The sequence below is a fragment of the Mesonia algae genome, from assembly GCF_003253545.1.
GTDB lineage: Bacteria > Bacteroidota > Bacteroidia > Flavobacteriales > Flavobacteriaceae > Mesonia > Mesonia algae.
The window spans coordinates 232,037-246,385 of record NZ_QKYV01000006.1 but is presented as its reverse complement, the minus strand read 5'-3'; the positions used below and the strand labels follow the sequence as shown (position 1 = coordinate 246,385).

The following is a 14,349-nucleotide window of genomic DNA, read 5'->3' as shown; positions in this document are numbered from 1 at the left end:
AATTTGATGAAGAGTTATTATATAATTATAAAGAATAGCAATTAAAAGCATTAACTATTTGTTGCTACGTATATTTTAATATTTTTGTTGTAAACTAATCTATAGCCATGACTAGAGAGGAAATTCTTGCCAAGATTGATGAAAAGTACGAAAACTTAGGAGAGAATCCCGATACTTATTTAAAAGGTTTGCTACAAGCTAAACCTATAAATTACTGGGATTACATTCAGGTAGATACTTTGCTTTCTCTACAAAAGCCAAGAACAGATTTTGAAGATGAAGAAATCTTTATCATGTATCATCAAGTTACAGAACTTGTATTAAAACTTATGATTCATGAGTTAAAGCAAATTACCTCTAAAGACTTAGCTGAAGAAATTTTAGCAGATAAAGTCAATCGGTTAAACCGATATACCGAAATGCTAATGACTTCTTTCGATGTAATGCGTTACGGGATGGATTATGATGATTACAATACGTTTAGATCTACTTTAGCTCCCGCAAGCGGATTTCAAAGTGCTCAATTTAGATTTTTAGAAATTTATTGTACTCCCGTAGAAAACCTCATCAACAGCAAAGGAAAAGAACGTCTCCCTGAAATTCCTACTGTAGAAGATTTATTTGACCAAGTGTATTGGAAAGATGCGGGACATAATCGTAAAACAGGAAAAAAGAGTTTAACGCTGAAAGCATTTGAAGATAAATATCTTAATGATTTTATAGAATTAGCAGAAGCGATGAAAGGAAATACTTTGGCAGAAAAATTCTTAAAAATTGATAATCCTTCAGATGCACTAATAAATGGCCTACGAGATATGGATTATTTGTATAATGTAAAATGGCCTATGATTCATTTAAATACTGCTCAGCATTACCTCAACAAAAAAGGAGAAGAAAAAGCAGCTACAGGAGGTTCTAATTGGCAAAAATATTTACATCCAAAATATCAACAAAGAAAATTCTTTCCATTTTTATGGACTGAAAAAGAAATTCTTAATTGGGCAGAAAGTGAAAAATTTTAAACTTTTCGGCATATTTTAAGAACATCTTAATATCTTATTCTTAAATTTAGGAAATACCAAATCAACAACCTAAATTTAAGAAAACTATGAAAAATGATCTGCAAATAAAATCTTTCGCAGAATATAAAAAGACCTACAAAAGAAGTGTAGAAAACCCCGAAGAATTTTGGAGCGAAGTTGCTAATAATTTCTCGTGGAAACGAAAATGGGACACTACGTTAGAGTGGGATTTTAGCATCCCAAAAATTAAATGGTTTAAAGGAGGAAAACTAAACATAACAGAAAATTGTTTAGATAGACATGCCGCTACTACTCCCAATAAAAATGCGATTATTTGGGAACCCAATGATCCTAATGAAGAATCTAGAACCATTACCTACAAACAACTTTTAGTAAAAGTTTGTCATTTCGCCAACGTTTTAAAGCGTAAAGGCATCAAAAAAGGAGATCGAGTTTGTATCTATATGCCTATGATTCCAGAACTTAGCATCGCTATGTTAGCTTGTGCAAGAATAGGAGCTATACATTCTATAGTTTTTGCTGGTTTTTCTAGCAAAGCTATTGCCAATAGAGTTAATGATTCTCAATGCAAACTACTTATCACTGCAAATGACTATTATAGAGGTACAAAGTCTATTGACCTAAAGAAAATATGTGATGAAGCCTTGGAAAATACTCCAAGTATAGAACATGTAATTGTTTATCGTAGAACCATCAATTCCACCCCTATGAAAGAAGGAAGAGATACTTTTTGGTTCGATGAACTTCAAGACGCTTACGCGGAATGTGATCTAGAAGAGATGGATGCAGAAGATCCTTTATTCATATTATATACATCTGGTTCCACGGGGAAACCTAAAGGAATGGTTCATACTACTGGAGGTTATATGGTAGGAACTGCTTATAGTTTTCAAAATGTTTTCCAACCTGAAGAAGATTCCATTTATTGGTGCACGGCAGATATTGGTTGGATAACGGGACACTCTTATATTATATATGGTCCTTTAGCATCTGGAGCTACAACGGTTATGTTTGAAGGCGTTCCTAGTTATCCTGACTGTGGAAGGTTTTGGGAAATCATTGAAAAGTTTAAAATCACTCATTTCTACACGGCACCTACCGCTATAAGAGCTCTTGCTAAAAAACCACTTTCCTTAGTAGAAGCACATGACTTAAGTTCTTTAAAAGTATTAGGAAGCGTAGGAGAACCAATAAATGAAGAAGCTTGGCATTGGTATAACGATAATATAGGGAAAACAAAATGCCCGATTGTAGATACTTGGTGGCAAACTGAAACAGGATCTATTATGATTTCTCCTCTGGCAGGAGTTACAGCCACAAGACCCGCTTTCGCAACTTTACCTCTACCGGGAGTTCAACCTGCTTTAATGGATGAAAATGGAGAAGAAATAGAGTTTAACGGGCAAAAAGCTGACGGAAGGTTAGCCATAAAAGCTCCTTGGCCCGCAATGGCAAGAACTATTTGGAATGACCACGAACGTTATAAAAACACCTATTTTTCAGCATATAAAAATATGTATTTTACTGGAGACGGTGCATACCGTGATGCAACAGCAAATTATAGAATTACAGGAAGAGTTGATGATGTGGTCATAGTCTCTGGTCACAATTTAGGAACTGCTCCTATAGAAAATGCTATTAATGAGCACGAAATGGTTTCAGAAAGTGCTATAGTTGGTTTTCCGCACGATATAAAAGGAAATGCTTTATATGCTTTTGTAATTTTACAAGATAACATAGAAGCTTCCGATATTCTAAAAAAGGAAATTTTAGCAGAGATTACCAAGCAAGTTGGCGCAATTGCTAAACCCGATAAAATTCAGTTTGTAAATAACTTACCTAAAACAAGAAGTGGTAAGATAATGAGAAGAATACTCAGGAAAATTGCATCAAAAGACACCGACAATTTAGGTGATATCTCTACTCTTTTGAATCCAGATGTAGTTCAAGAAATAAAAGATAACGCTTTATAAGCGTTATCTTTTATTTTATTTTTAAGAGGCTTAAAATATGGATAAGTCTCCTTTTCCTTCTCTAATAACTTCTGGATCACCATTGGTGAGATCAATAATAGTAGAAGCTACATTATCTCCATACCCACCATCTATAACTACGTCAACTAATTTCCCCCATTTTTCAACAATAAGTTCAGGGTCTGTAGTGTATTCCAATACCTCATCATCATCTTTGATAGATGTAGATACAATAGGATTTCCTAAAGCAGTTACCAAAGCTTTACTAATGTTGTTATTAGGCACTCTTATTCCAACCGTTTTTTTCTTTTTAAAAACCGATGGTAAATTATTGCTTCCTGGTAAAATAAAGGTATAAGGTCCGGGAAGGTTACGTTTTAATATTTTAAAATTTTGATTGTTGATGCTCGCATATTCAGATAAATTGCTTAAATCTTCAACGATAAAAGAAAAATTAGCCTTTTCTAATTTCACTCCTTTTATCTGAGCTATTTTTTCTAAAGCAGTATTATTAGTTATATCACAACCTAATCCATATACAGTATCGGTGGGATAAATTATAAGTCCGCCGCTTTTAAGGACATTTACTATTTTTTGAATTTCTTTTGGAGAAGGGTTTTCCTCGTAAATTTTAATTAGTTCAGCCATAAAATATGATTTTTTAAGAAAGCATAAGTTACCAAAAAAAATTGCTTTTAAACACTTTTATTTAAGCTTTAACGACTTCACTTTCTAGCTTCAAAACTTTACTCCCGTCATCTTGTTCTATTAAAATCGCTTTATTACCTTTCTCCCCTTTTCTAGTGATTTCTGATCCTTTTATGGTTTTAGTAACCTCTTTAGTATAAGTCTCTATAACTTTTCCTTGAGCTTCACCATTGCCCCATTTCCAACTGACTTTAGAACCCTCTTTAATCATTTTTTATTTTAAAGATAAACAAGTCGGTACTAGTAAAACGTATATTTTAAAAAACTTTAAGAGAGTAATTTTAATTTAGCAAATCTCAATAACAATTTTTTTAATCCTCCATTTTCAAAATCGATTTCTGCTTTCTTATCTTGGCCTACTCCCTCTATTCCAATAATGGTTCCTTTTCCAAAACGCATATGTTCCACCATTTGTCCAGTTTCTAATTTCAAGGCTTCAGATGACGCTTTCGCGGAATTAGCACTGCTCTCGGGGCGTAATTTTCTTAACTTCCTTAATTGCTCTTCACTAGGTTTATGAGCTAAAGGAGGTGTTCCTTTTTTAGGTTTAGTTTGTCTTAATCTACTCTTATCTACCTCCCCAAAGACATCGGAATCTATAAGAGGCTTATATTTATAATCATCTTGAGGAATCATGTATTCTTTATACTGATCGTCAATTTCCTCTATAAAACGGCTAGGCTCAGCATCTATAAGTTTTCCCCAACGGTATCGAGACTGAGTGTAAGTTAAATAAGCTTTCTTTTCGGCTCTGGTTAAGGCTACATAAAAAAGTCTTCTCTCCTCCTCTAGCTCAGATCTAGTATTCATACTCATCCCCGAAGGAAATAAATCTTCTTCTAAACCTACTATATAAACATAAGGATACTCTAAACCTTTTGCTAAATGTATGGTCATTAGTGCTACTCTATCTTCATCTTCGGTTGCCTTATCCATATCGGTAGCAAGGGCTACATCCTCTAAGAATTCGGCTAAAGAACCTTCAGCATCAGCAAGCTCTTTTTGTTCTTCAACAAAATCTTTTATTCCGTTAAGGAGCTCTTCAATATTTTCTATACGAGCTATTCCCTCTGGCGTTCCGTCTTTTTTAAGTTCTTGAATTAACCCTGTTTTTTTTGCTATAGCTTCAGCTACACTAAAAGCGTCTTCTTTTTGCGCCATGACCTGAAAACTCTTGATCATATTAGCAAAATTGGTAAGCTTGTTTCTCGTTCCGCTGTTAATTTTAAGGTCTATTTTAGAGATATTATCTATCACTTCGAATATAGAACGCTTATAATGATTAGCTGCTAAAACCAATTTATCCATCGTGGTGGCACCAATCCCTCTTGCTGGGTAATTGATGACACGTTTTAATGCCTCCTCATCTTTGGGATTAACCAGTAAACGTAAATAGGACAAGACGTCTTTAATTTCTTTACGTTGGTAAAAAGAAAGGCCTCCAAAAATTCGATAAGGAATATCTCTTTTCCGTAAAGCATCCTCCATGGCTCTACTTTGTGCATTAGTTCTATATAAAATAGCAAAATCACCATTTTTCATTTGGTGTTCCATTCTATTTTCAAAAATAGAACTTGCTACATAACGTCCTTCTTCCCCATCGGTTAATAGACGATTCACGATGATTTTAGGTCCTTCATCATTGGCTGTCCATACCACCTTCTCTAATTTTGTTTTGTTTTTATCAATGATAGAATTGGCGGCTTCAACTATATTTTTGGTAGAGCGATAATTTTGCTCTAACCTGTACATTTCTACATTATCATAATCTCGCTGAAAATTGAGAATGTTATTGATATTGGCTCCGCGAAAAGCGTAAATACTTTGAGCATCATCTCCTACTACACATATATTTTGAAATTTATCACTCAAAGCACGTACAATTAGATATTGCGAGTGGTTAGTATCTTGGTACTCATCTACCAAAATGTACCTAAATCTATTTTGGTACTTGGCTAAAACTTCGGGAAAACGAGTAATAAGCTCATTGGTTTTAAGGAGTAAGTCATCAAAATCCATAGCTCCCGCTTTAAAACATCTATCTACATAATGTTGGTAAATTTCTCCCAAACGAGGTCTTTTCGCCATAGCATCTGCCTCTTGTAATTCACCATTTTGAAAATAAGCCTTAACAGTAATTAAACTGTTTTTATAGGAAGAGATTTTAGAATATACCTGCTTATATTTATAAACATCTTTATCTAGACCCAACTCTTTTATAATAGCAGAAATAAGGCGCTGGGAATCTTGTGTATCGTAAATGGTAAAATTAGAAGGGTAACCCAGCTTGTCTGCTTCAAAGCGTAAAATTTTTGCAAAAATAGAATGGAACGTACCCATCCACAAATTTTTGGCCTCACTGCTTCCCACAATTTTTGATATACGGCTTTTCATCTCACGAGCCGCTTTATTGGTGAAGGTTAGAGATAGAATATTAAAAGGATCTACCCCTTTACTCATTAAATATGCAATTCTATAAGTAAGCACTCTCGTTTTACCAGATCCTGCACCAGCAATGACAATCATAGGACCATCTTTTTGTAATACAGGCGCACGTTGTGCATCATTAAGTTCGGCTAAGTAATTTTCCAAAGTAATAGCTTTTAAGAGCGTGAATTTACCAAAAATTAAAAAAAATATTCTGCTTTTAGGCTTAACTTATAAACAATAGATTATAAATCTATAGGAATGGTTAAAACCTTACTTCTTTACATATATTTTAAATACCTTAGTCTCTTATTTAGAAATGTAAATATTTATGAATACCGTATTGGATTTTTTAGCTAGAATAACCTGGTGGCAATGGGTTATCATTGCTATTGTAGTAATTGCTATAAGAGATATTTTTTTTAATAAAAAACATATAATTACACGAAATTTTCCCGTAGTAGGACATTTTCGATATATGTTAGAGAGTATAGGACCCGAATTGAGGCAGTACATTGTCGCTAATAATAGAGAAGAATTACCTTTTGACAGAATACAACGAGGCTGGGTTTATGCATCGGCAAAAAACCAAAACAACTACGAAGGCTTTGGTACCGATAGAGATATTTATCAAAATAATTATATTTTTATTAATAATGCAATGACTCCATATAAGATGGGAGTTAACCACCCTAATATTAACGACCCTTATTTTTTGCCCTGTGCAAAAGTAATGGGCTTACACCACAAAAGAAGAAAACCTTATCGTCCGGCTTCGGTTATTAATGTTTCTGCTATGAGTTTTGGTAGTCTTTCTGCCAGAGCAATTGCATCTCTAAATAAAGGAGCCAAACTAGCCAATGCCTATCATAATACTGGAGAAGGTGGTATTTCTTCCTATCATAAGAATGGTGGAGATTTAATCCTACAAATAGGTACAGGTTACTTTGGAATGCGTAATGACGATGGAAGTTTTTCTATAGAAAAACTAATTAAATTAGTCGAAGAAACTCCCACCCTTAAAGCTATTGAAGTTAAACTTTCGCAAGGTGCGAAACCAGGAAAAGGAGGTGTTCTTCCTGCTTCTAAAATTACTGAAGAAATTTCAAAGATTCGTCACGTACCCATGGGTAAAGATGTTATTTCACCTCCTTATCATACTGCGTTTGATGGTATAGATGAGATGATTAATTTTATAGAAGAGATTGCAGATAAAACCGGTCTTCCTGTAGGAGTTAAAGCTGCCATTGGGAAAACACAACAGTGGCAAGAATTAGCAAAGAAGATGAAAGATACTAATCGCGGACCTGATTTTATTTCTATAGATGGTGGCGAAGGTGGTACTGGTGCTGCTCCTCCGAGTTTCGCCGATCATGTGGCTGTCCCTTGGACATATGGTTTTCAAAAAATATATAAGATTTTTAAAACTTATGATTTAACTGAACAAATTGTTTTTATAGGTAGCGGTAAATTAGGTTTTCCTTCACAAGCTGCTATGGCTTTCTCTATGGGAGCAGACGTAATTAATGTAGCTCGAGAAGCGATGATGAGTATAGGGTGTATACAAGCCCAATCTTGTCATACCAATACTTGTCCAACCGGAATAGCAACTCAAAACAAATGGTTACAACGCGGAATTAATGTAGATGATAAAGCGGTGAGAACTAATATGTACTTTAGAAATTTCCGTAAAGAGTTTATTGAAATTACTCACGCTTGTGGATACGAGCATCCTTGTCAATTTACTATGGATGATGTAAACGTAAATCTTGGAGATCAAGATTTTACAAAAACATTGGCCGACTCGTATGAATATCACAAAGTAAAAGTTCCTTTTGAGGGAGTTCGTTCTTTACAAAAATGTGAGTATCTTGGCGGAAATTATAAAAGAAAAACCTCAGAAAAATCTATAGAACTTGATAAAGTTCGATACTAATTCATCTTAAAAACCATTATGGAAGAAATTAATTTTTTACAAATCATTTTTAATATTTTACCTGCAATTGTTGTTGCTCTAGTGGCTTATTTCTTTTTCAACTCATATTTTGAAAATGAACAGAAACGTAGGATTTTTAAATTAAGAGTAGAAAACAGTAAACAATCACTTCCGTTAAGGCTTCAAGCTATAGAAAGAATGACTTTATTTTTAGAACGAATAGATCCTGGAAGTCTACTTATAAGAGTTAAACCTTATAACGATAATAAACACGATTACGAAAACTTGCTCATACAAAATATAGAACAAGAATTCGAACATAATTTAGCTCAACAAGTTTACGTAAGCACCGAATGTTGGAATGCTATACGAGCTACCAAAAACTCAACTATCGCGATTATTCGTAAGACAAATATGAGTGAAAATGTAAGCGATCCTGATAAATTAAGAGAGCTTATTCTAAGCGAGTTAGTAGATAAATCTTCTCCTAGCCAAACGGGAATTGCTTACTTAAAAAAGGAAGCAAGCGATATTTGGTAGAAGTTTACTTTAACTCGTTCTCTTCTAAATGCTTTGCTTTTTTAGCTGCATAATTATAACCTTGTTGCCACCATTCTCTCATTAATTTTTTATTAAAGATTAATGAGTTTTCGGTGAGTTTACTCGGGGTATAATAAAGATTTAAACCTACATCTTTATTAATCGCAGCTAATTTACCTTCAATAATATTGCTGCGCTCTACTTGGTCTAACATATAACCAAAGAGGTTTACCATAAGTGAAAAAGGGTTTTTACCCAAAACCTTATTGTACTCCATATTCTCTGACTCTAAGATAACTGCATCAATCTCTGTTGCTCCTCGTCGTATTGCTTCTCGAATAGGAACTAGACATCCAAAACCTCCATCGGCATACTCAAAGTTATTCTTTTTTACTAAACTCATAAAGGGAACATAGTTACACGAAATCCAAATCCAATCGCAAAACTCTTCGTAATCAAAGTCTTTAATTGATTTATATTCAATTTGATTTTTACTAAGGTTGGAGACGGTTACGACCAAATCTGCCACCGTAGCTTTTATCTTGTAAAATTCTTCCTTTGTAATTTTATCTCTTATGAGTTTTCTTAAGTTTTTACTTTCCCCAAAAGTTCGCTTTTTCTTTAAAAACTGAAACAAAGTGGTAAGGTAATTTATACTTACATATTCCCGATCTCCTTCATGTTTTACCACGAACGGATTTAAACTAAAAATACTCGCTTGGTTGACATTGGTATAAATTTCGTGGAGTTTGTCAATTTTTCCTAATGCTAAATGAGAGATGAGCAAACTCCCCGTAGATGAACCGATAAGAATGTCATATTTCTTTTTTTGTACTCGTATAAGGTGTTCGGCTACGCCTCCTGCGTAAGCTCCTTTACTTCCTCCTCCAGATATAACTAAGGCTCTCATTAATTGTATTTCTTTTTTGCGTAAGCAGCGTGAGCGCTAGGAACACTATCTAACATGGCTATTAATTGTGCTCTATGTTTAGGATTCTCCCATAGCGTATCTAACAATTCTCTACAAAAATTTCTAAATCGCCATACTGGATGAGCTGTTCCTTCAAATAAATCTTCGTAACTCTGTTTAGAAAAAGTATCTATTTGGTAGAGGTAACCAAAAGCATTCTCTCTAATTGCATAATCATATTGCGGAGTTGTATAATGAGATAACCTTTTAAAAATCTCAGACTTTTGATCGCTTTCATAATCTGGAGAAACCAAATGTAAGGTGAGCCACAGTATTTCTAAATTCTTATCCTGAAACCCCTGCACTCCTTTTAATTTCTCAAAATAAAAATTTCTTTCTTCTGGAAAGTTTAACCATAAATTTAAAAAAGCCTTTTCTTTTGTAAGGTAAGAGTCATCATCTAATAAAGTTTTAAATTCTTTTTTTAGCTGCTGCGGAATTTCACTCAATGTTATAGCAATAGCTTGGCGAGTTAAAAGGTTATTACTTTCAAAAGCCATTTTATAAAGTGGTATTACTTCTGCTGAATTTTCTTGAGCTAATTGATAAACCACTTCCTGGCCTAAATAATCGTTAACCGGATCTTGTAACGCTCGTTCTAATTGAGCTTTTTTATCTTCGAGAGCTGTGTTTCGTAAAGATTTAAGCATTAATAGCTCTTGCATGAATTTAGATTTTTTCAAAGAACTTAATGCTTCATTTGCCTTGAAAGCAGATTGAAACAACCAATCTTTTTTAAAGATCGATAAATCGGTTTGCCCTGCTTTTTCTATTTCTTTTATAAAATCATCTGTATTTACATTTTTATAAGCGTGTTTCAATAAATAAGTTTTCACCCCTTTATTAAAAGCTTCCTCCCCTACTTTTTCTTTTAAAATATGTAAGGCCCAAGCTCCTTTTTGATAAAATGTAAGCGAGCTTGCCTTAGGATTTAGTAAAGCTTCTCCTTTCCCATTATCGCTTAATTCTTTTAATTGTTCTGCTGTTTCGTAGAGTTTGTAATAGTAATAATCATCACCAAATATTTCTCGTTCGGCTAACAAAGCATAAAAAGTAGCAAAACCTTCTTGTAACCAATGATGCTCGCTAGAAGTTTCGGTAATAAAATCGCCAAACCATTGGTGAGCCAACTCGTGTGCATTTACATTTACATAATTACGATCTACAAAACCTATAGAATCGGTAACAAACTGATTTGAAAATATGGTTGCCCCAGTATTCTCCATTCCTGCATATAAAAAATCTCTTACCGGAATTTGCTTATAATCTTGCCAAGGAAACGGAATACCTATTTCTTCTTCAAAATAATCAAATATTCGTTTGGAATAACGATAGGTAGCTTCCACCTTATCTTTTTGATTGGGCTCATAGTAATATTTTAAATTTACTCCCGAGGCAGATTTTTCTTCCGCGGAAGCGTAATCACCTACAGCAACAGCAACCAAATAGCTACTCATAGGGTTTTTCATATCAAAACTCCAAATATTTTGATCTCCTTGCGTTTTTTTATTGGTAAGTTTTCCGTTGGCAATTACGGTATAATTCTTGGGGACTTGATATGCTAAATCGAACTCTATTTTCTCATTAAGATCGTCTATACTTGGTAACCAGTGTGACGTATATTTCCCCTGCCCTTGAGTCCAAATTTGATTGCTTCCCTCATTATCCCATCCTACAAAATACATGGCCTGTTTGGGGTTCATTTGATATTCAAAGTTGAAAGAATAAGATTTTCCTTTTTCAAAATCACCAATTATCCATATTTTATCTGCCGTCGTTTTAAAGTCAAATTGGTTTTTCTGTTCCCAATTTACTTCTGAATTTTTGGCATCTAAATAAATAGAATCTGTTGCTTTTAAAATTTTAAGATCAATTTTAATATCCCCTTTTACACTTTTACTTTCTGGTAATAAATGAACGGTTCCTGCAAGTTTTGTAAAATCTACCGTAGAGGTTTGCTGTGCTTTTACCCCTATGGATAAAAGAAATAGGCCAAGCCAAATAAAATATCGCATACATTTTTTAAATATCGTTTCGAAAATACAAAACCTAGCCTATAACTTTATAATGAATTTTAAAATTATTGATTTTATACCCAATATTTATTTACTTTTAATGCAACTAACTCGAAAACTCTATTTATGAACACAACTATTACAAAAATCCCGACTTGGTTTTGGGTGATTAGCGTTATTCTTCTTTTATGGAATTTAATGGGGGTAACCTCCTTTATTTTTCACTCCATTGTTATGACTGGAGATGCTTTAAACGAACTTCCCCAAAACGAACAAGCTTTATATGGTGAGTATCCTTTATGGACTCATATTGTATTTGCTATAGCCGTATTTTCTGGATTATTAGGAAGTATTTTATTACTGGCAAAAAATAAAATGGCAAAACCACTATTTGCAATTTGTCTTGTTTGCGTCATTATACAAATGTTTCATAATTTATTTTTAACAACTTCTATAGAGGTGTATGGTAATGAAGCATACGTTATGCCTATCCTAGTTGTACTAATCTCTATATTTTCTATTTGGTTAGCAGATAAAGCGATTAAAAGAAACTGGATTCATTAAAATTTGAGATTAATTTTTATTTTTGAAGATAGGATTTTTAATATTTCCTATCTTCGTTATTATGAATACAAACTTGCTGCAAACCCCTATAGATTATCTAAAAGGCGTTGGTCCTAACCGTGCAGAAGTTCTCCGTAAAGAGTTGGGAATTCACACGTATCAAGATCTTCTCAATTTATTCCCTAACCGATATATTGATAAAACCAAGTATTATAAAATAAATGAAATTCAGCGAAATACCGCCGAAATTCAAGTTATTGGAAAAATCACGCATCTAAAAACGGTCGCTCAAAAAAGAGGTAAGCGTTTGGTAGCCGATTTTGTAGATGATACCGGAAAAATAGAATTGGTTTGGTTTCGTGGTCATAAGTGGCTTAAAGAATCACTTAAAATTAATGAACCTTATGTCATCTTTGGCAAAGTAAATTGGTTTAACAACTCTTGCTCTATGCCTCATCCAGATATGGAATTGCTAAAAGAGCACGAAGCTGGTTTACGCATGGCAATGCAACCTATTTATCCTTCTACCGAAAATTTAAGTAAAAAAGGAATCAGCAATAAAGTGATTTCTAAAATAATACAACAACTGTTTTCAGAAAGTAAGCAAGGCTTTATGGAAACACTTCCGCAATCCATTTTACAAGAACTTAAACTTGTTTCTAAGAGTGAAGCTCTTTTAAATATTCATTTTCCGCAGGCTCCTAAAAAATTAGCTTTAGCGCAATACCGTTTAAAGTTTGAAGAACTCTTTTATATACAATTACAACTGCTGATTAAAAACCTTATTCATAAACAAAAAATTAAAGGATTTCCCTTTACGGAAGTCGGTACATATTTTAACGACTTCTATCAAAATCACCTCCCTTTTGAGTTAACCAATGCACAAAAAAGAGTTGTTAAAGAAATAAGAAGGGATTTGGGTAGTAGTGCGCAAATGAATCGCTTATTACAAGGGGACGTTGGTTCTGGTAAAACTATCGTTGCATTAATGACTTGTTTATTAGCCTTAGACAATAATTTTCAAGCCTGTTTGATGGCACCTACAGAAATTCTAGCTATACAACATTATCAAGGTCTTAGTGAACTCTGTGAAAAGCTTCCTATAAAAATTTCATTACTTACTGGCTCTTCTAAAACTAAAGAACGTAGAGAAATTCATGAAAGCTTAGAAGACGGTTCCTTGCATTTGCTTATAGGAACTCATGCTTTATTAGAAGACAAAGTAAAATTTAAAAATCTTGGTTTGGCTATTATCGATGAACAACATCGTTTTGGAGTAGCACAACGATCTAAATTATGGCATAAAAATACCTTGCCTCCGCATGTATTGGTAATGACGGCGACTCCTATTCCTAGAACATTAGCTATGAGTTTGTATGGCGATTTAGATATTTCGGTGATAGATGAACTACCGCCAGGAAGAAAAGCTATAAAAACTGTACATCGCTACGATTCTAATCGGTTAAAAGTGTTTAGATTCATAAGAGAAGAAATTGAAAAAGGCCGACAAATATATGTGGTTTATCCATTAATCCAAGAGAGTGAGAAAATGGATTACAAAGATTTGATGGATGGTTATGAAAGTATTGCTAGAGATTTTCCTGCTCCCACTTATCAAATTTCGATAGTTCACGGACAAATGAAACCAGCCGACAAAGAATATGAAATGAATAGGTTTGTAAAAGGAGAAACTCAGATTATGGTTGCTACGACCGTTATTGAAGTTGGTGTTAACGTTCCTAATGCAAGTGTAATGATCATAGAAAGCGCCGAACGATTTGGACTTTCACAATTGCACCAATTGCGAGGTAGAGTGGGCCGAGGAGCCGAACAAAGTTATTGTATTTTAATGACTGGACATAAGCTTTCTCAAGATAGCAAAACACGTTTAGAAACCATGGTACGAACTAACGATGGTTTTGAAATTGCCGAAGTTGATTTAAAATTAAGAGGTCCCGGAGATATTATGGGAACCCAACAAAGTGGTGTTTTAAATTTAAGAATTGCAGATATTGTAAAAGATAATGAGATTTTAAAAACTGCAAGGTATTATGCCAAAAAGATGCTCACGGAAGATCCTAGTCTCAAAATTCCAGATCATGAAGTAGTTAAAAACACCTATAGACTTATGGGAAAACATAAAAACATTTGGAACTATATTAGTTAAGGCTTT

The 14,349-nt window shown here is 33.8% G+C and carries 11 protein-coding genes; 6 read left to right on the top strand and 5 right to left on the bottom strand.

What is annotated here, in order from left to right; genetic code table 11:
• Positions 1-107 precede the first annotated feature (107 nt).
• Together LX95_RS11775 and acs are read left to right on the top strand one after the other, a co-directional pair.
• A complete protein-coding gene (locus tag LX95_RS11775; RefSeq protein WP_111541655.1) occupies positions 108-1,022 on the top strand; it encodes a tryptophan 2,3-dioxygenase family protein in 915 nt (304 codons plus the stop codon).
• A 53-nt stretch (positions 1,023-1,075) separates the two neighbouring features.
• On the top strand, positions 1,076-3,016 hold the full coding sequence (gene acs, locus LX95_RS11770) for an acetate--CoA ligase (RefSeq protein WP_262509668.1): 1,941 nt from the start codon (positions 1,076-1,078) through the stop codon (positions 3,014-3,016).
• 30 nt (positions 3,017-3,046) lie between these two features.
• On the opposite strand, the gene LX95_RS11765 is transcribed toward acs, so the two are convergent.
• The 3 genes from LX95_RS11765 to LX95_RS11755 form a co-directional block, all read right to left on the bottom strand.
• Positions 3,047-3,664, bottom strand: a complete 618-nt coding sequence (locus LX95_RS11765) for an L-threonylcarbamoyladenylate synthase (protein ID WP_111541653.1) — start codon at positions 3,662-3,664, stop codon at positions 3,047-3,049.
• 61 nt (positions 3,665-3,725) lie between these two features.
• The gene (locus LX95_RS11760; RefSeq protein WP_111541652.1) at positions 3,726-3,935 is read right to left on the bottom strand and encodes a hypervirulence associated TUDOR domain-containing protein; all 210 of its coding nucleotides are present in this window, start codon (positions 3,933-3,935) and stop codon (positions 3,726-3,728) included.
• Positions 3,936-3,991: 56 nt separating this feature from the next.
• The gene (locus LX95_RS11755) at positions 3,992-6,316 is read right to left on the bottom strand and encodes an ATP-dependent helicase (protein WP_111541651.1); all 2,325 of its coding nucleotides are present in this window, start codon (positions 6,314-6,316) and stop codon (positions 3,992-3,994) included.
• 166 nt (positions 6,317-6,482) lie between these two features.
• Between LX95_RS11755 and LX95_RS11750 the strand changes: the two genes are divergently transcribed.
• Positions 6,483-8,087: an FMN-binding glutamate synthase family protein gene (locus LX95_RS11750; protein ID WP_111541650.1), complete on the top strand. Its 1,605-nt coding sequence runs from the start codon at positions 6,483-6,485 to the stop codon at positions 8,085-8,087.
• An 18-nt stretch (positions 8,088-8,105) separates the two neighbouring features.
• Positions 8,106-8,627: a DUF7935 family protein gene (locus LX95_RS11745; protein ID WP_111541649.1), complete on the top strand. Its 522-nt coding sequence runs from the start codon at positions 8,106-8,108 to the stop codon at positions 8,625-8,627.
• A 4-nt stretch (positions 8,628-8,631) separates the two neighbouring features.
• Here LX95_RS11745 and LX95_RS11740 read toward each other — a convergent pair whose 3' ends face one another.
• On the bottom strand, positions 8,632-9,537 hold the full coding sequence (locus LX95_RS11740; RefSeq protein ID WP_111541648.1) for a patatin-like phospholipase family protein: 906 nt from the start codon (positions 9,535-9,537) through the stop codon (positions 8,632-8,634).
• The gene (locus LX95_RS11735; protein WP_111541647.1) at positions 9,537-11,612 is read right to left on the bottom strand and encodes a M1 family metallopeptidase; all 2,076 of its coding nucleotides are present in this window, start codon (positions 11,610-11,612) and stop codon (positions 9,537-9,539) included. Before LX95_RS11735 ends, LX95_RS11740 begins: the two co-directional genes overlap by 1 nt.
• 126 nt (positions 11,613-11,738) lie before the next feature.
• On the opposite strand from LX95_RS11735, the gene LX95_RS11730 reads away from it, so the two are divergent.
• Both LX95_RS11730 and recG read left to right on the top strand, forming a co-directional pair.
• On the top strand, positions 11,739-12,176 hold the full coding sequence (locus LX95_RS11730; RefSeq protein ID WP_111541646.1) for a hypothetical protein: 438 nt from the start codon (positions 11,739-11,741) through the stop codon (positions 12,174-12,176).
• A 61-nt stretch (positions 12,177-12,237) separates the two neighbouring features.
• Complete coding sequence (gene recG, locus LX95_RS11725; RefSeq protein WP_111541645.1) at positions 12,238-14,343, top strand: ATP-dependent DNA helicase RecG; 2,106 nt, start codon at positions 12,238-12,240, stop codon at positions 14,341-14,343.
• Positions 14,344-14,349: the final 6 nt, after the last annotated feature.

What these genes read in the sequence shown, in the direction of transcription:
- LX95_RS11760 (WP_111541652.1), bottom strand. Translation starts at nt 3,935, where the DNA reads ATGATTAAAGAGGGTTCTAAAGTCAGTTGGAAATGGGGCAATGGTGAA.
- LX95_RS11735 (WP_111541647.1), bottom strand. Translation starts at nt 11,612, where the DNA reads ATGCGATATTTTATTTGGCTTGGCCTATTTCTTTTATCCATAGGGGTA.
- LX95_RS11765 (WP_111541653.1), bottom strand. Translation starts at nt 3,664, where the DNA reads ATGGCTGAACTAATTAAAATTTACGAGGAAAACCCTTCTCCAAAAGAA.
- LX95_RS11730 (WP_111541646.1), top strand. Translation starts at nt 11,739, where the DNA reads ATGAACACAACTATTACAAAAATCCCGACTTGGTTTTGGGTGATTAGC.
- LX95_RS11740 (WP_111541648.1), bottom strand. Translation starts at nt 9,537, where the DNA reads ATGAGAGCCTTAGTTATATCTGGAGGAGGAAGTAAAGGAGCTTACGCA.
- LX95_RS11750 (WP_111541650.1), top strand. Translation starts at nt 6,483, where the DNA reads ATGAATACCGTATTGGATTTTTTAGCTAGAATAACCTGGTGGCAATGG.
- LX95_RS11775 (WP_111541655.1), top strand. Translation starts at nt 108, where the DNA reads ATGACTAGAGAGGAAATTCTTGCCAAGATTGATGAAAAGTACGAAAAC.
- LX95_RS11745 (WP_111541649.1), top strand. Translation starts at nt 8,106, where the DNA reads ATGGAAGAAATTAATTTTTTACAAATCATTTTTAATATTTTACCTGCA.
- recG (WP_111541645.1), top strand. Translation starts at nt 12,238, where the DNA reads ATGAATACAAACTTGCTGCAAACCCCTATAGATTATCTAAAAGGCGTT.